The 17,323-nt window shown below is 55.0% G+C and carries 17 protein-coding genes; 14 read left to right on the forward strand and 3 right to left on the reverse strand.

The genetic code is table 11. The features are described from left to right. Positions 1-59: 59 nt before the first annotated feature. The 3 genes from ENI00_RS07605 (at position 60) to ENI00_RS07615 (ending at position 3,598) form a co-directional block, all read left to right on the forward strand. On the forward strand, positions 60-632 hold the full coding sequence (locus ENI00_RS07605) for a fasciclin domain-containing protein (protein ID WP_414674228.1): 573 nt from the start codon (positions 60-62) through the stop codon (positions 630-632). Between the two features lie 134 nt (positions 633-766). After that, on the forward strand, positions 767-1,852 hold the full coding sequence (locus ENI00_RS07610) for an endonuclease/exonuclease/phosphatase family protein (protein WP_304100988.1): 1,086 nt from the start codon (positions 767-769) through the stop codon (positions 1,850-1,852). 186 nt (positions 1,853-2,038) lie between these two features. After that, the gene (locus ENI00_RS07615) at positions 2,039-3,598 is read left to right on the forward strand and encodes a DUF4139 domain-containing protein (protein ID WP_304100990.1); all 1,560 of its coding nucleotides are present in this window, start codon (positions 2,039-2,041) and stop codon (positions 3,596-3,598) included. 17 nt (positions 3,599-3,615) lie between these two features. Here the strand turns inward: ENI00_RS07615 and ENI00_RS07620 are convergent, their stop codons facing one another. Continuing rightward, positions 3,616-4,275 (reverse strand): type II secretion system protein N, encoded by a 660-nt coding sequence (locus ENI00_RS07620; RefSeq protein WP_304100992.1) that lies wholly within the window; start codon positions 4,273-4,275, stop codon positions 3,616-3,618. 220 nt (positions 4,276-4,495) lie between these two features. Between ENI00_RS07620 and gspE the strand changes: the two genes are divergently transcribed. The 11 genes from gspE to gorA all read left to right on the forward strand — a co-directional run bounded on the left by gspE (position 4,496) and on the right by gorA (position 14,420). Beyond that, positions 4,496-6,004 (forward strand): type II secretion system ATPase GspE, encoded by a 1,509-nt coding sequence (gene gspE / locus ENI00_RS07625; RefSeq protein ID WP_304100994.1) that lies wholly within the window; start codon positions 4,496-4,498, stop codon positions 6,002-6,004. Between the two features lie 3 nt (positions 6,005-6,007). Continuing rightward, a complete protein-coding gene (gene gspF, locus ENI00_RS07630) occupies positions 6,008-7,219 on the forward strand; it encodes a type II secretion system inner membrane protein GspF (protein WP_304100997.1) in 1,212 nt (403 codons plus the stop codon). 99 nt (positions 7,220-7,318) lie between these two features. After that, positions 7,319-7,765 carry a type II secretion system major pseudopilin GspG gene (gene gspG / locus ENI00_RS07635; RefSeq protein WP_304101091.1) on the forward strand — a complete coding sequence of 149 codons (447 nt, stop codon included), beginning with the start codon at positions 7,319-7,321 and terminating at the stop codon, positions 7,763-7,765. Between the two features lie 3 nt (positions 7,766-7,768). Further along, complete coding sequence (gene gspH / locus ENI00_RS07640) at positions 7,769-8,308, forward strand: type II secretion system minor pseudopilin GspH (protein ID WP_304100999.1); 540 nt, start codon at positions 7,769-7,771, stop codon at positions 8,306-8,308. Further along, positions 8,305-8,706: a type II secretion system minor pseudopilin GspI gene (gene gspI, locus ENI00_RS07645; RefSeq protein WP_304101001.1), complete on the forward strand. Its 402-nt coding sequence runs from the start codon at positions 8,305-8,307 to the stop codon at positions 8,704-8,706. The genes gspH and gspI overlap by 4 nt, the downstream gene beginning before the upstream one ends. Then, positions 8,703-9,437, forward strand: coding sequence for a type II secretion system minor pseudopilin GspJ (gspJ, locus tag ENI00_RS07650; protein WP_304101003.1), 735 nt, complete (start codon positions 8,703-8,705; stop codon positions 9,435-9,437). The genes gspI and gspJ overlap by 4 nt, the downstream gene beginning before the upstream one ends. Positions 9,438-9,443: 6 nt before the next feature. After that, positions 9,444-10,454: a type II secretion system minor pseudopilin GspK gene (gspK, locus tag ENI00_RS07655; RefSeq protein ID WP_304101005.1), complete on the forward strand. Its 1,011-nt coding sequence runs from the start codon at positions 9,444-9,446 to the stop codon at positions 10,452-10,454. Positions 10,455-10,456: 2 nt separating this feature from the next. Then, on the forward strand, positions 10,457-11,779 hold the full coding sequence (gene gspL, locus ENI00_RS07660; RefSeq protein ID WP_304101007.1) for a type II secretion system protein GspL: 1,323 nt from the start codon (positions 10,457-10,459) through the stop codon (positions 11,777-11,779). 4 nt (positions 11,780-11,783) lie between these two features. Further along, the gene (locus ENI00_RS07665; RefSeq protein ID WP_304101009.1) at positions 11,784-12,314 is read left to right on the forward strand and encodes a type II secretion system protein M; all 531 of its coding nucleotides are present in this window, start codon (positions 11,784-11,786) and stop codon (positions 12,312-12,314) included. Positions 12,315-12,369: 55 nt separating this feature from the next. Then, on the forward strand, positions 12,370-13,032 hold the full coding sequence (locus ENI00_RS07670) for a GNAT family N-acetyltransferase (RefSeq protein WP_304101011.1): 663 nt from the start codon (positions 12,370-12,372) through the stop codon (positions 13,030-13,032). 26 nt (positions 13,033-13,058) lie between these two features. Continuing rightward, positions 13,059-14,420: a glutathione-disulfide reductase gene (gorA, locus tag ENI00_RS07675; protein WP_304101013.1), complete on the forward strand. Its 1,362-nt coding sequence runs from the start codon at positions 13,059-13,061 to the stop codon at positions 14,418-14,420. 25 nt (positions 14,421-14,445) lie between these two features. Here the strand turns inward: gorA and ENI00_RS07680 are convergent, their stop codons facing one another. Both ENI00_RS07680 and ENI00_RS07685 read right to left on the reverse strand, forming a co-directional pair. After that, complete coding sequence (locus ENI00_RS07680; RefSeq protein ID WP_304101015.1) at positions 14,446-16,395, reverse strand: ATP-binding protein; 1,950 nt, start codon at positions 16,393-16,395, stop codon at positions 14,446-14,448. Next, a complete protein-coding gene (locus ENI00_RS07685) occupies positions 16,388-17,317 on the reverse strand; it encodes an ABC transporter substrate-binding protein (RefSeq protein WP_304101017.1) in 930 nt (309 codons plus the stop codon). The genes ENI00_RS07680 and ENI00_RS07685 overlap by 8 nt, the downstream gene beginning before the upstream one ends. Positions 17,318-17,323: the final 6 nt, after the last annotated feature.

Here is a 17,323-nt window from a genome sequence, read left to right on the forward strand (position 1 = left end):
ACAGAAACCAGTGCGTATTGCCTTTGAGTATTCATTTTGTTTACGCTAAGGAATAAGCAATGAAAAACACTTTAAATCTGAAAACGTTGATGGCCTCTGTTGTTTTTGTAGCAGGTACCAGTCTTGGCGGCTATGCCGTTGCCGGTGACAACCCGATGGTGGGTGGCGCAGAAATGTTCCCGGACAAGACGGTTGTTGAGAATGCATCCCAGGCTAAAAACCTCACCACGCTGGTTGCGGCTGTAAAAGCTGCAGGTCTGGCAGAGACGCTTTCAGGCAAAGGACCTTTCACTGTATTTGCACCAACGAACGCAGCCTTTGAAAAATTGCCTGCAGGCACGGTTGAATCGCTGCTCAAGCCTGAAAACAAGGCAAAGCTGCAGGCCATTCTGACGTACCACGTGGTGCCCGCCAAGGCGACATCAATGGCGGCCATGAAGATGGTTGAAGACGATGGTGGAATGCATGCCGCACCCACTGTTCAGGGTGGCGAACTCATGCTCAGCACCAAAGACGGCAAGCTGATGGTCGAAGACGGCCAAGGTAATGTAGCAACGGTTATTCAAGCCGATGTTATGCAATCCAACGGCGTTGTGCACGTCATCGATACGGTGCTCATGCCAGGCATGTAATGTTCTAAGCAATAGGTTTAAGCAGTACGTTTAAAAGCGGCCCTTCGGGGCCGTTTTTGGTTTCTTAATGAAAAGACGCAGCACAATAATGCGGCCATAGTGCGTTTGCCGTTGGCGTTGCGTACACTTGAATCATGATACTCATTACCTTGCTCATCTTTACAGCGGCCATAGCGGTGGCGACCTTTTTGCCCCTTTGGCAAAACCCTCACTGGAGCGTTCGGAGCTTCGATTTCCCGCGCTTGCAGATCGCGACGCTGGCCGCCGTGTTGATCATTATCCAGCTGCTGTTCCTCGACCTGGCCCAACCGGTTAGCTGGCTGTTGGTTTTTGTGGCTGCGCTCTCATTGGCCGCGCAGCTCTGGTGGATTCTGCCGTACACCGCGATCTGGCCCAGCGAGGTCAAAAATGCCCCGATGAAAAGCCCGGAACGGACATTGGCGATACTGACGTCCAACGTACTCACGCCCAATCGTAACGCCCCGGCACTGTTGAAACTTGTACAAGAGCACCAGCCGGATATTCTGGTAACGCTGGAATCGGATCAATGGTGGGAAGACCAGCTGGCGGTGTTGGAAGGCGAAATGCCATACACCATCAAGTGCCCACTCGATAACCTTTACGGCATGCATGTTTTCTCCAGGTTGCCATTGCATGAGTCTGAGGTGTGTTTTCTGATCGAAGAAAAAGTGCCGTCCATGCACGCGCTGGTTGAGCTGCGATCAGGCGACAAGGTACGGATTCACTTTATACATCCGGCCCCGCCGAGCCCCACGGAAAACGACGAATCAACGGAGCGGGATGTAGAATTAGTGATTGTCGGGCGCAGTGTCGCCGACAGTGACGAACCGGTGATCGTAACCGGCGATCTGAATGACGTAGCCTGGTCACCGACCACTCGGCTCTTTCGGAAAATCAGTGGTTTACTGGACCCAAGGGTAGGGCGCGGCTTTTTCAGTACCTTCCACGCAGACTATCGATTGTTACGATGGCCACTTGATCACTTATTTCATAGCCGTCACTTTACCCTTGCCTCTATTACGCGTTTGCCCTCAATCGGATCGGATCATTTTCCGTTGCTGACCCGCGTTGTGCTCGCCCCGACTTATGGAAAGGATCAGGAGCCGCTAGACGATGACAGCGATGATCGCAGCCGCGCACGGGAGCTAGCACAGGAAAAGGGCGCCAGCAAACAGGATGTGCCGCATCCGGGCGAGTAGCCGTGTCAGTCACGGCTTACCCAATATTCGGATCATTCTTAAAGGTATCGTCTCCTCTGGCATCCAGGTAATGCATCCAGAGCATCCGGGCTGCAACACCGCGCTTTTTAGAAGATTTATCCTGTGCTTTATTGAACACTGTTTTTCTTTGCATTAATACGGCAGCGATCCTGAAGGAGCCACCCCATGAAAAAACACAGTCTGCTTGCGCTTGCCATTGCGACGACGCCTTTGATGGCCCATGCGGAGGTTACAACCGCAACGCTATATCCGTCCCATGCGGAGCTCACCTGGGAGGAAAGTGCGAAGGTAACGTTTGGCCCCGGAACCTTTGAGATAGCGGGGTTGCCTGTCAGTCTTCAGGATCAGAGTTTGCAGGTTGTGCTTGAAGGTATCGCCGGTTCACAGGTTGAGCAGGTTCAGATCAGCCGCGTGGAGCAAGCTGAATTCGTGGCGGGAGAAACCCGGCGAATCCGCGATGAGCTGACGGCGGTGACACAGAGGATTCAGGAACGCGAAGATTCAATCCGGGCCTGGAACCAGCAGGTTACGCTTATGAGCAAGGCGGCCGAGTCGCCCCATGAACTCTCGGCGTCAGAACTGAACGATATGGCCGCTGCACTGAAGAACACAACACAGAGCGCGCTGTCTGAGATACGGGCGATTCGCGCAAAAATGACCGACGATATTGCGTTGAGAGACCGTTTGATGCGCGAGCTGTCCCAGGTTAAACAGGGCGCAAGGGCCACCAAAACCGTGCGTGTGCGTTATCTGGTGCCCCAAAACGGCGAACTGCAGGTGAACCTGAAATTCCAGACCCCGGAAGCCAGTTGGCAGAGTGAATACAACGCCCGCCTGAAGACAGAACGTGAAGGAAAGCCCGGCGGCGAGATGATGCTCGAACAACTGGCTGTTGTGCAGCAATCAACCGGAACTGATTGGGAGGGGGTAGAGCTGAGGCTTGCCACCGCTAACGCCCGACAGGGAACCGCGATGCCGCCGCTCTACTCCTGGGTTGTCAGCCCCGAAGCGCCTCAGGCCTATCGCTCAAAGTCATCTTCACCCATGGCCGAGATGCAGATGGAGTCGGCTAAGCAGGCCGGGGCCGTTGTCGAGCGCAAAAGTACGTTTACGCAGAGCTACAGGGTGCCGCGGCCGGTGGATATTCCCAGTGGCGCATCGGGCCAGCGGCTGACGGTTGCACAGCACAAAATACCGGTTGAGGTGGCCACCTGGGCTGCGCCCGTCATGGACACAACGGGTTACCTGCACGCTACGGGCACGTTCAAAGCTGACGCGCCCATACCTGCAGGCCGCGTAACCTTGTATCGGGATGGTCAAAGCGTGGGTGAAAGCCAACTGCAAGAGCTGACAGACGGCGAGGAGCTTGGCCTCGGATTCGGGGTGGATGAAGGCATCCGGATTGCGGTGGTCAATGAGCTGGAGCGCACTGGCGAAGAGGGCGTCTGGAACAGTGAGAACGTTCAGCGCCGACAAAACCGCTTCGAGATTACGAATCATCACTCAAAGGCCGTACAGGTTCGGATGTTTGATCGACTTCCGGTGTCCCAGAAAGATATCCTGACGGTTAAACCCCTGAAAATCAGCGAGCCGGTTGAGCGGGATGTGGATGACAAAAAAGGCGTGTTGGCCTGGAATCGCGACGTGCCGGCCGGGGAAACTGTCACGATAGAATCGGGGTTTGAAGTGCGGGTTCCGGAAGGTACGGAGCTGCCAAGGCTTTAAAAGGCGTTGGCAGGGCTTTAGCCGTTAGTGCGCAGGCGTTCGCGTAGCAGTTCAAGACGCCTCCGTATTTCTTCACTGCGCTGCTGCTCGTTCTCCGCAGGCTCAGATGACCGGGCTGACCGATCGGTGATATCCGGCACGGGGGTTTGCGGCTCGGCCTCTGGCAGGATGTTATCGGCGTCGGATGAGAAGGTCATTCCGGATTGATCATCCGCCTCCGGAAAATACAGATTTTCCAGTTTCCCCCCGCGTTCAAGAATAACGCGATGGGGGTGAACCGATCGCAGTTTGGCATTGCCAGGCAATTCATCGCCCACCATGAATACGTCGGTTTGACGTTTTTCATCTTCGATCAGGGCGCTGCCCGGAAAATCACCGCTGGCTGCGAGAACACCACGGAGGAAAATCCGCAGGTTGGTCTCGGGTAAATCCTCGGTACTTTCCAGAGTCTTGGCGCCCGTTTTTGGCGCTGAGCCAAAAAATTCAAAGGCCACCAGCGGCTCTGAGGGAACGCTGGGCTTTTTGGCAAGCTGCTGCGCAGAGGTTCCACCACTCTCATTGGCTTGCACGCGTTGGGCCTGCCAAACGCTGTAGCCCTGCCAGGACGTCACGAGCACCATGGCAAGGCCTGTAATAACAGCCAGAATGAGGGGAATCCTTCGGTTGGTAGAAAGCATTAATAATCCTGAATACAAGTTCGCCAGTCGCCTCAACCGTCAGAGAGTTTTCGAGAGTTTTCGAAAGGGGCTATATGAGAACCCGGGCAAGAATCCACGAAAGACCCCAAGGTTATCAGACTGACACCTTCCATAGGCAGTATAGTGTACAGAGTTATTCAGCAGGCCTATATCCTGTGATAGCCTTTCTATCGATTGCATGACAAGAACGAGGACAACCTTGACCACAGAAACAGAACTTCAGCCGCAGGATGCTCCGCTGGGTCGTCTTCCCTTCACCTTTGCCAAGCGCAACGGCGTTATTCTGACCCGCTCAGAAGAGGGCAACCCGGTTATTCTGGTCAGGCCGGGCGCACCCCATTCGGCACTGGCTGAGGCAAATCGTATCAGCGGCGGCCGAGCGCGTTTTACCACCATTGATCCCGGCCATTTCGATCAGGCGCTGAATGCCGCCTATCAGAATGATTCTGCCGAAGCCATGCAGATGGTTGAAGGCATTGGCGACGATATGGATCTGGCCTCGCTCGCCGATTCCGTACCGGAAACGGAAGATCTGTTGGAGCAGGAAGACGACGCCCCGATCATTCGTTTGATCAACGCTATCCTGACCGAGGCGGTCAAAAGCAGCGCCTCCGATGTGCACATAGAAACCTATGAGAAACATCTGATCGTGCGGTTTCGCGTTGACGGTGTGTTGCGCGAAGTGGTGCAGCCCAAGCGGGCGTTGGCACCGTTGCTGGTTTCACGGATCAAGGTTATGGCAAAACTGGACATTGCCGAAAAACGCGTGCCGCAGGACGGGCGAATTGCGCTTCGAGTGGCCGGCCGTGAGGTGGATATTCGTGTCTCTACCATGCCGTCATCCGCCGGAGAGCGGGTAGTGCTGCGTTTGCTGGACAAACAGGCGGGCGCAATACGCCTCGAATCGCTCGGTATGGCATCAGACGATCTTAAAATCCTGCGCCGGCTCATACACCGGCCTTACGGTATATTGCTTGTTACCGGGCCTACGGGGTCGGGTAAGTCCACAACGCTGTACGCGTCATTGCAGGAAATAAACGATCGCAGCCGGAACATTCTTACGGTTGAAGATCCTATCGAGTACAACCTGCCGGGCATTGGTCAAACCCAGGTAAATCCGAAGGTTGAGATGACGTTTGCGCGCGGCTTGCGAGCCATTTTGCGCCAGGATCCCGATGTGGTGATGATCGGTGAAATCCGAGATCTGGAAACCGCCGAGATTGCCGTTCAGGCGAGTCTGACCGGCCACCTTGTGCTGTCTACGTTGCACACCAATACCGCAGTGGGCGCCATTACGCGGCTTATGGATATGGGCATTGAGCCCTTTTTGATCTCCTCAAGCCTGGTGGGCATTGTGGCCCAGCGCCTTGTGCGAGTGTTGTGTAAAGAATGCCGCGAACCCTACACCCCCACGGAAGAGCACTGTGAATTCTTGCAGCAGGAATTTGCCAACCCGCCAACGGTGTACAGAGCGAAAGGATGTGATCACTGCAACTATTTGGGGTACCGCGGACGTATAGGTATCTATGAGGTGGTCGAAGTAACCGAGGAGGTCAGTGCGTTGATTCACAAGCGTGCAGGTGAGCTGGATCTGGAGCGCGAAGCCCGGCGTAAAGGCCCGAGCATTCACGCCGACGGCGTCAGGAAAATACTCGAAGGCGTCACCACGCTGGAAGAGGTGCTTCGCGTGACGCATCGGGGCCAATAACCTATGCCTGCTTATGAATACAAAGCCCTTGATGCCCGGGGCAAACAAAAACAGGGCGTAGTGGAGGCAGACGCGCCCCGCGCCGTGCGTCAACAGCTGCGAGAAAAAGGCCTGACGCCGCTGGCCGTTGAACCGGCCGTGCAGAAACGAACACCCAGCAACCCGCTGAGCGGCGGCGGTTCGCTGGCAGCCGCTGATCTTGCGTTGATTACGCGGCAACTGGCAACGTTGATTCAGTCGGGTATTCCCATCGAGCAGGCGCTTTCAGCAACCGCCCAACAAACTGCCAAGCCTCGTACGCGCAGTATGTTGATCGCCATTCGGGCGAAGGTTATGGAAGGTTACACGCTGGCGGATAGTCTGGGCGAGTTCCCCAAAGCGTTTCCACGGCTCTACCGTTCAACCGTTGCGGCAGGCGAGCATGCAGGGCACCTCGACCTGGTTCTGAACCGGTTGGCCGACTACACCGAGAGCCGGCAGGAGTCGCGCCAGAAGATTCAGCTGGCCGCTATTTATCCTATTATTCTCAGTTTTGTGGCCATTGCCATTGTGGTGTTCCTGCTGACGTACGTTGTGCCGGACATCATTGAGGTGTTTGTGAAGCAGGGCCAGGAGTTGCCTGTGCTTACCCAGGCAATGTTGGCGATGTCGACGTTTCTGTCCAGTTACGGTATCTACCTTCTTATTCTGGTGATCGCGGGTTCAATGGCCTTTCGCTACGCACTCACCAAGCCGGCGATACGGATGCGTTTTCATAAACGTTTGCTGCACCTGCCGTTGTTTTCAGGAATGGTTCGGGGTGTAAACACGGCCCGATACGCCAGTACGCTAAGCATACTGACAACCAGCGGCGTGCCGTTGGTTGATGCCATGAGAATTGCCGGCGAGGTACTGTCCAATGATTATTTACGTCAGGAATTAAAGGAAGCCGCTCGTAAAGTCAGTGAGGGTGGTTCCCTGCACCGGGCGCTGGATCAGTCCGGTTACTTTCCGCCGATGATGTTGCACATGATCGCCAGTGGAGAAACCAGCGGAGAGCTGGACAGCATGCTGGAACGCACCGCAAGGATGCAGGAAAACACGTTACAAGCAAAAATAGCCGCCATCGTCGGGCTTTTTGAGCCCATGATGCTGCTGATCATGGGCGTTGTTGTACTGATCATTGTGATGGCCATCATGCTGCCCATACTGAACATGAGCAATCTGGTCGGTTAGGATGTGCTGGCAACAGCTGTTCAAGCCGTCTTTCAAACCAACTCTTCAAGCCAACTTTTAATGCCAACTTTAAAACCAACAACGAGTGACATAATGACGATGAGACACCATAACAAGCCAGAATCGAGCCGGGGCTTTACCCTTATTGAAATCATGGTCGTCATGGTCATTCTTGGCCTGCTGGTGGCCATAGTGGCGCCGAACATCATGGGCCGGAGTGATCAGGCCAAGGTAACCATCGCCGAAACCCAGCTCACCAATATTTCCAAGGCGCTGGATATCTATCGGCTGGACAACAGTCATTATCCCTCCACCCAGCAGGGCCTGGAGGCGCTAAAATCCCGCCCGACCGGCAGCCCTGAACCGAAGAACTGGAACCCTGACGGGTATATGAAAAGCATCCCGCAAGATCCCTGGGGTGGCGACTTCCAGTATGTAAGCCCGGGCGCAGAGGGTGCTTATGACTTGTATTCCTACGGCTCCGATGGCCAGGAAGGTGGCGATGGCGATGCGTCGGATATCAGTATCTGGAAAATCGGCAACTGATTGGTGATACATCGGGTATCCGCAAATCGCAGCCGCGGTTTTACGCTGATAGAGATACTGGTTGTTCTGGTTTTGATCGGGCTACTGGCGTCTCTTGCGGTTTTCACTATGGGTGGGAACTCGCAGCAGCGGGAGCTTCAAAACGAGGTGCGAGAACTGTATTTGCTCATGCAGACGGTATCGGATCAGGCGGTGCTTAACAATCTGGAAATAGGGCTGTTGTTTGAAAAAAACGGGTATGGTTTTGTCGCCTTTCAGGATGAAACCGGCGATTGGAAAGCGTCAGGTGAGCGCATATTCCGCGTCAGATCCTTTCCCGAGTGGTTGGTTGTTACGCAATTTATTGAAAATGATGCGCCCCGCCTGGCGTCTGCCGAGGACAAACTCAGACCGGATGTGGTGTTTTTCTCCAGCGGCGAGACCACGCCTTTTGAACTGGAATTTACAGTGGGCAGCGAAACGGACTATACGCAGATTCTGGCGTCAGATGGGATATCCCCTATCAAGTGGCGCCAACCCGGTGATGAGGATGAGGTTGAGTGATACCCCATAGAGCCCTGAAATCGGGAAGGTCAGCAAAAGGTTTCACGCTCATCGAAGTGATGGTTGCCTTGCTGGTGTTCGGATTAATTGCGACCGCCGCCGCAAACGTCAGCAGCCAATATATATCCAGTTATGAACGCATCCGCGATAAAACCCTTGCGGGTTGGTTGGCAGATAACCGCATCAATGAAATCCGCTTGGAGGAAAACCTGCCGGGCATTTCCGAGAACGCAAAAGACAGGGAGTATGGCCCGTACCGATGGCAAGTGACGACCAGGGTGCTGGCGACGGCCGAACCTAAAATGCGGCGCGTGGAAGTCGAAGTGGCCCTGTATCGTGATGGCCGAACTCAGCCCTATCCAGTGCACACGCTGGCGGCTTTTGTGGGTACACAATGAGTGACCAGCGGGGCTTTACGCTACTTGAGGTGTTGGTGGCAATAACCATCACAGCCATCATTGGTATTGGCGTTTGGCAGGTGCTGAATGGCGTGATTCTTTCTCGCGACAGGGTGGATGATGTTGCTGAAAATTTTGATGGCCTGCAACGGGCGATGTTGCTTTTGGAGCGGGACATTACCCAGATAGTGAACCGGCCAACTCGGGATATCTATGGCGACTTCAAGCCGGCATTGACCAGTCGTGAAGACGATTTTGCCTTGATGCTCACCCGGCAAGGCTGGCGTAACCCTCTGGGGATCCGGCGCAGTGGCCTGCAGCGTGTGGGTTGGGAATACACCGGCAGCGAACTGCGAAGACGCTATTGGCCAACGGTGGATCAAGGCCAGGAAGACAACAGTCAGGATTTATTGCTGCTTGAGGGTGTCACAGCGTTTGATCTGCGGTTCCTCAATGAACAAAACAGTTGGGAACCTGAGTGGCCGCCCGACGACGCCATGGCGGCGCTGACGCCGGGCAGTCGCCCCGACATTGCGTTTCCCCGGGGTATCGAAATCACGTTGAAGCACGAACGGTTCGGTGAGATTGTACGAACGTTTGTGCTGCCAGACTTTGATCCGTCGGGCGCACAAGGCCAGGTCGATCAACTGAACAGCGGTCGCAGCGAAGCCGAAGAAGCAGGTGCTGCGGCACAGGATACGAATTCGGATAATCCTGGGCAGGGGGGCTGAGTCGGTATGATCATTAACGCCCATGGTTCTTGGCCGGCAAAACAACAGGGTGTTGCGCTGATTATGGTGCTGCTCGCCATGGCGCTGGTGGTTATGCTGGCCTCCGGTATGACTCAGCAGCAAAGTATCCGGGTGTTCAAAGCCGGGCACTATCTGGCTCAGCAGCAGGGGCAAAGCATTGCGTTGGGCGCAGAGGCGTTTGCGCGCCAGATTCTGATTCGGGATTTTGAAGAAGATAAAGAACAAAATCTGATGGTCGACAGCCTTGACGAATTCTGGGCGATGAACGCAGCGATTTTACCTCTGGACGAGAACGGCGTCGCAGAGGTGCAAATAGACGATCTGGGTGGGCGGATAAATCTCAACGACCTGGTGTCTGCTGGCGGCCAGGTGGATCCGACAACCAAAGATCGTCTTACCCATTTATTGATCGCGCTCGGGATAACCGGGGTGTCCGTGGACGCGCTGGTGGACTGGATTGATCCGAACGACGAGACAATCAGCGCCTACGGTGCGGAAGACGGCCAATATTTAATGGCCGAGCCGGGGTTTCGAGCTGCCAATCAGCCTTTTGTGAGCGTTTCGGAACTGCGGCTGATTGAAGGAATGACCGAAGAGATTTACGTGGCGCTGCGGCCCCATGTGGCGGCGCTACCGATTCGCGGGCTGGGTATTAACGTGAACACGGCGACCGCTGAAGTGCTGATGTCATTGCACGAAGAGCTGACGGCTGCTCAGGCTGCGTCTATTATTGAAAGTCGTGAAGAAGCGCGATTTGAGAGCGTTCAGGATTTTCTGGCGCTGCCAGAGTTTGCGGGGCTGGGCCTGAAGTCCACTGGACTTGGCCTGCAAACCCGATTTTTTGAAGTTGTTTCACGGATTACCTACGATGACCGTGTTGTTAATATGGTGAGTACAGTGTTTCGCAACCAGAAGGGTAATGTCCGAACGGTGCACAGGGATACCGGACAGAAGAATCGCATTACCAAAGAGCCCTACACCATTTCGGAAGGATAACCATGTCTTATCGCCTCTACGTGCGAGCACTATCTACCACTGCAGCTGCATCTGCAACATCGGAACCCGGAGAAACTCTGGAACCCCGGTTGTTCAATTGGGTGCTCTACGATGCGGGTGGCGATGCGCAGGCTCAGGGCAACCGCGATCCTCAGAGCACGGTTGAGCAAACGCTCAGCCAGAACGGGCTAAGCGATGTATTACTGGTCGGCATTATTCCGGGCGATGAAGCGCTGTTTTGCGTGGCTGATATTCCCGCCAAGCAGAGCCGTTACATCAATCAGGCGTTGCCCTATGCGGTTGAAGAGCAGATTGCCCAGGATATCGACAGCGTTCACTTGGCGTTGGGCTCACACAATGCCGAGGGTTATCGGGTGGCGGCTATTGACCGAATCCGGATGGCGCACTGGCTTGAGCTGTTCCGCGACTGGACACACACCAGGCTTGAGGCTATCTACCCTGACGCCGCGATGCTTCCCGTGACAGAGGGCGGGTGGTCGATTTGCCTGGATGGCGAATCCGCTATGATGGGGAGCGAACGCGGTGAATGGCTGAGCATGCAGTCCGTCAACCTCGGCATGTTCGCGTACACGTTGGCAGCACCTCCTTCAGAGGATGTTGTTGCGGAAGTACCCGTTGTGATTTACGGCACAGACGCTGAGTTTGAAGAGCAACAAGCGTTGCTTGGCGAGCTTATGGTACCGGGCCGACTTGCGGTTCGACGAGAGTCGCTTGAGCTCATGCCGCTGGAATTGTTGGCCCACGCTCATCATCACCATCTTTGCCGCCCGATTAATCTGTGCCAACGTGATTTTTCAGTCAAAGATGGTAAGGCAAACCCCTTGAAACCCTGGAGGCCGCTGATTGCCGTAGCCGCGGTATGGTTCGCCGTACAAGTGGCGGTTGAAGCCGGAATGGGCTTCTATTACCAGCAACAGGCGGAAGACTTGAGACAGCAAGCAATGTCGGTGTATCGCGAGTCCTTTCCCGGCGACCGCAAGACCCACGCTGGCAACGTGAGACGCGTGGTGGAAGGCCAGTTGCGCGTTGCCGGTGCCGATGGGCCAGCGGCCGATTTCGTCACATTGATGAAGTACACGGGCCAACAATACTCAAATGTCGCCAGCACCGGTTCCGTAACGTTCAATTCCATCAATTACAGCCAGTCTCGCGGAGAACTGGTGGTCGATGTGCGGGCTGAAAGCTACGATCGCCTGAGTGCTTTACGAAACGGCCTGGTGGGTCAGGGGCTTGATGCAAAAATCGGCTCTGTGGTGAACGAGGCCAGCGGCGCTCGCGGCCGACTGACAGTCTCCGGAGGTTAGGACTATGTTGACGAAACTCAAAGAACAACCGTCAATCGGCAAATGGACTGCGCAATATGATCAGCTTCCAAGGCGGGATCAGCAGGCATTGGCGGTACTAGCCATTGCCGTGTTTCTCGGCATTCTTTATTTCGCAGTGTGGAGTCCGGTCACGGAATTCCACAACCAGGCCGCTGCGAGCAGGGAAAACGCCGCAGAACTTGCGGTCTGGATGCAATCGAACGCGCCGACAATCCGCCGGTTGGGCAGCAGCGGCGCAGACCCTTCTGCGACGGCCGCCGACATTCCCGCCGACGGTCGTGCACTGATGGGCCTGGTGACTCAATCCGCAAGGGAATCCGGCCTAACCCTGCAGCGCTTTGAGCCGAGTGGTGACGGTGCCATCAGAGTGTGGCTTGAAGCGGTTCCCTATTCGGACGTTGCAGCCTGGCTCGAAATGCTTAATGGTAAGCATGGCGTTGTCATTGATCAGGCTGCGCTCGACAGGGCCGGAGAACCCGGGAGGGTGTCCGTTCGTTTAACGTTGGCAATCTGATCCCAAGAGTCGGGGTTCCGGGGTCGTTTCTCCGGACAGAGGCAGGAGAGAAAGCATGAGTAGCGACAGCGATAGCAACCCGGAATCCGTTATTGTCCGGTTGGATGTCAGTGCCTTGAACGAAGCTAGGTCGATTCTGTATGACGCCTACCGGAACGAACCCACGTTTCAGTATCTGTTCAACCATCGCAAACCCGGGTATAACCAGCGGGTTAGGGCTACCGTGCGTGAATTGGTTGATCTGTATTTTGAACTGGATCAGGAAGCGGTCGGCGTGATGGTTGATGACACGTTGGTTGCTGTCGCGTTCATTGGCGACCCGGATCTGCGCTTGAATCTGGCGGACCAGTTCAGTTGGAGAATCCGCATGGTGCTGACGGCTGGGTTTGCCTCCACCCGGCGCTACCTGGACTACCACGAAAAAATACGGGCGATGTTGCCGCAACCACTGGCGCACCAGTTACCGTTGATGGGTGTTAATCCCAAATATCAGAATCGCGGTCATGGTCGGTTGCTGCTGCACGCGGTGCAGCGGCTTTGTGCTGACAACCCGCGGGGGAGCGGCCTGGTTCTGGATACCGGTAACAGTCGCTACCTGCCATTTTATGAATCTGAAGGCTTTCGAAGCCTTGGTAAAATTCGCCTTGGCGATTTCGAGGACCATGTATTGTTCCGCGAAGTCCATCCCCAAGCCAAGGCAACGGCTCAACAAAACTAACGTTGTAACGAACAACAGGAGACATTGTGTCTGATAGCCAGGATTATGATCTGATTGTGATTGGTGCCGGGTCCGGCGGCGTTCGCCTGGCGCGGATGTCCGCCGGTCGGGGCGCCCGCGTAGCGGTAGTGGAATCCCGCTATCTGGGAGGCACATGCGTGAACGTTGGCTGCGTTCCCAAAAAGCTGTTTGTCTATGGCGCCCACGTTCACGACGAACTGGAAGACGCGGCAGGTTATGGCTGGACGCTGCCGTTGGATCAGGTCAGCTTTGACTGGCCAACGCTTGTGGCCAACAAGAATACCGAAATCGAAAGGCTGAACGGTATTTACGGTCGAATGCTGGAGAACGCCGGTGTTACCGTTATTGACGGCACGGCCTCTATAAAAGATCCGAATACAGTGGTGGTTGGGGATAAGCAGTACACGACCGCCCATATTACAGTCGCCACAGGAAGCTGGCCGGTTGTGCCAGACGTCCCGGGCAAGGAATGTATCCTCACCTCGAACGAAATGTTCTATCTGCCCCAATTACCGAAGCAGGCCGTGATCTGGGGTGGAGGTTATATTGCGGTGGAATTCGCCGGGATTCTGGCGGGCCTGGGGGTGGAAACCACGTTGCTTTATCGCGGTGATCTTTTCCTGCGCGGTTTTGATAACGATGTCCGTCAGTTCACGGAACAGGAAATGCGCAAAAAGGGCATTCATCTAGAGTTCGGCGTAACGATTGAGGCTGTCGAAGCTGAAGACTCCCATTACACCGTCAAACTCAGTAACGGCAACGTTATGGAGACCGGGCTCGTGATGGCAGCAACGGGCAGGAGGGCACTGGTAGACGGTCTGGGTTTGACCGAGCTGGGTATTGAACTTAATGCCTCCGGGCATGTGGTCGTCGACGACTATTTTCAAACCTCAGTCCCGTCGATAACGGCGCTTGGCGATGTCATCGGAACGCCTCAGTTGACCCCAGTGGCGCTCGCACAAGGCATGGTGCTCTCCCGGCGGCTATTTGGCGACGGTGAGGGCGAGGTCGATTACACCGCAATTCCAACCGCCGTTTTCTGTCAGCCGAATATAGGCACTGTTGGTCTCACGGAACAGGAGGCCAGAGTAGCCGGGCACACTGTGAAAATTTATCGCTCTGAATTCCGGCCGATGAAATACATACTCAGCGGTCGTGAAGAGCGCTGTCTGATGAAACTTGTGGTGGATGGCGCAACAGATAAAGTGCTGGGCGCCCACATGGTCGGGCCGGATGCAGGCGAAATCACTCAGGGGCTCGCGGTCGCCATAAAAGCTGGTGCAACCAAGGCACAGTTTGATTCAACCATGGGCATACACCCAACATCCGCAGAAGAATTTGTCACCATGCGCGAGCCTGTCGCCTGATGTGAACGAGAGCCCAGGGAAGGGCTCAACAATCAGGCAACGTTATCCACCGGTCAATAACGGTCCTCAGATTTTCCTTCCTCACGGGCTTGGCAAGATAATCGTCCATGCCACTTTCAAGACAGTTGTGCTCGGTGCCGGGCAGTACATCGGCGGTGAGGGCGATGACGGGCGTTCTGCCTTGGCCGCTGTCAACTTCCCATTTCCGTATATAGCGGGTTGTTTCATAGCCATCCATGACTGGCATCTGGCAGTCCATCAGAATGACATCATAACCCTGATGACGGGTGCGAACTTTGTTCAGCGCTTCTTTGCCGTTTGTGACGGCTTCCGTGTGAAAACCAAGGCGGTTTAACAATGCTACCGCAACGCGCTGATTTATCGGATTGTCCTCTACCACCAGCGCCTGCATTGAGAGGGGCGTTTGAGTGGGTAGCACCGGGTCTTGCGTCTTCGGTGTTTCTGCCGGAGATGCCAGTTCCAAAGGCAGCTCAAAGCGGAATGAAGAACCCTTGCCCGGGTCCGTTTCCACCTGTATGTGCCCGCCCAGAAGCTCAACCAGTCGCTGCACCAGAGACAGCCCCATGCCGGTGCCACCGAAATTTCGGGCGTTGCCCGCATCCAGTTGTTCAAAGGAACTGAAAATGTCTGTCAGTCGCTCATGGGGGATGCCGCTCCCCGAATCGCTTACAGAACAGCCCAGAACAATGCAGCCATATTCAACGCTCGTGTAGCTTACCTGAACGTTTACAAAGCCGTCGCCGGTGAACTTAACCGCGTTATCAAGCAAGCACGCAAGAATTTGTCGGAGTCGGGGAGCATCGCCCGTTACCAGAGATATTTCGGGCCAGTCCCCATCAAAATCCAGTGTCAGCGCCAACCCCTGTTCTTCCGCTAAATGCCGGAAAGAGGCGACGCAATTCGTGATAAGCGTTGTCAGATCAAATACCTGTTGATCGAGCGCGACAGCGCCACTGTCCATTCGGGAATAATCGAGAATGTCGCTGATAACGGTGAGAAGGTCTTCTGTAGACTGGCGGGCGGTGCGCAAATAATCCTTTTGTTTCAGGCTTAACGGTTCATCTTGCGTCAGGTCAATCATCCCCAACACACCGTTGAGAGGCGTGCGTAATTCATGGCTCATGGTCGCCAGGAATTCGGATTTGGCGTAACTCGCCGTTTCCGCTTTTTCGCGGGCATGTTCCGAGGCCGCCAATGTTTGATCGCGGGATTTTCTCAATGTGCCGAGGTGCTCTGCCAGTTCATTGAGCTGCTGTTCAATCGCGATAACTTCCCGGGAGTTTCGTCGCTGGTTCACTTTCGTAAGCCGGTAGTCTCGTTCAATCAGACGGCTGATACGCCCGGAAACCAGATCCATGGGCGATAGAATCGCGTTCAGTGTGTGTTTGATGACCAGAATGGTAAAGAGCAATAGCGAAAGCCCGATGGCCACCGATGACCAAAGTATGTCGCTGCGTCGCGCCTCCAGAATTCTGTCACTCACCCCTACCTGAACGGTGCCCACTCGCAACGCGCCCGACCCAAAGCCAAACTCCGGCTCAAACCACTGGGTTTGACGATCAGTCTCAAGCTTCAGGGGTTTTTGAAGAATCTCCGCTTCAAAGATCTTGACCGTATTTTGCAGTGCATCTTCCGGAGTATCGTCGTGGGTCGCGAAACCCACTTGTTGACCCGCCACGTCATTGACGCGAATCCAGTCGGCCTTGCTGTAACGGATGGACTGGGACAGTATTTCTTGCAATGCCAACGTATTGCCGGAAACAACCGCATATTCCAGAGACGGTGCAAGGCTGTCGGCCAGCAACTGATTGCTGTCAGAGAGATCTCGTCTGGCATCTTCCAGCCGGGCAGACGTAAAGAACCCTATCAGGGTGACAAACATCACAATGGCGGGCAATGCGCCCAGCAGCAGCAGCTTTCGGGAAAGCGGAACACCAACGTTAGGCTTATTCATCGCGTTGCGCCTCTTGGCTGGTTAACAGCCGTTCTACTGCCTGAGCAATCTGCTCCCTGGATGCCAGAGGAATGTTCATTGAACGAGCAACTTGCTGGTTGATTTCCAGTTGGAAATCAGAGGGATAATCCGGCGCCGGAAACTGACCGGTTTCAAAAAATACCTGCAGATACGCGGCGGCCATCTCGGCCATGACGGAAAACGATGGGTAGCCAGACGCCAGAGAGCCGGCTTTGACATACGCCTGGCTTGGGCCGATAACAATCCGGTTTCTGCGATAGGCGGTCAACAGTATGTGTTTTATGGTTCTGGGGTTGTATATAACGTTGTCTGGCGCTGCCAGCAGAAAATCGCCGTAGCTCAACGCTCGTATAAGCGTTGGAATGAGCTGTTTGTCATCGTCCACAATGAAGAGGCGGGCCTCCAGATTATAGGGTTGGAGTTGGTCAATAAGGGTGTCGTAAAGTGCGGCGGAACCGGTTGTCGACAACAGCGCGATTCGCGTAGCCTGCGGAAGAATAGCCTTGCCGAGCAATGCTTGCCGGAGTAACGGCACGTCGTAGTAGATTCCCGAGACCCGACCGGGTGAAAGCGTTGTGAAACCGTCAAGGAAATTCTGCGTGGCCAGCATCGCCAGCACAGGTGCCTTGCGGTTGGCTTGGCGAATACGGGAAAATGCGCCCGGGCCGATCGTAACAATGGGCGCCTCATCGATGAGAGCCGCCTGTTTATCCGATAAGAGAATAAACTCTCGCTGGCTACCCAGGTTGAGCTTGAGAAGGTCAAGTATGTGCTGGTCCAGCGCTTCATTGCCAGAGCCGGCCAGATAAACAGGCAAGCGATCACGCTCCTGACCCTGCGCAGGCGCATTACCGACAAGTATGGCCGCTACAATCGCAGCGAAAAGAAATTTTGCGATCAAAATCAT

The sequence above is a fragment of the Marinobacter antarcticus genome (assembly GCF_011049865.1).
GTDB classification, from domain to species: Bacteria; Pseudomonadota; Gammaproteobacteria; order Pseudomonadales; family Oleiphilaceae; genus Marinobacter; species Marinobacter antarcticus_A.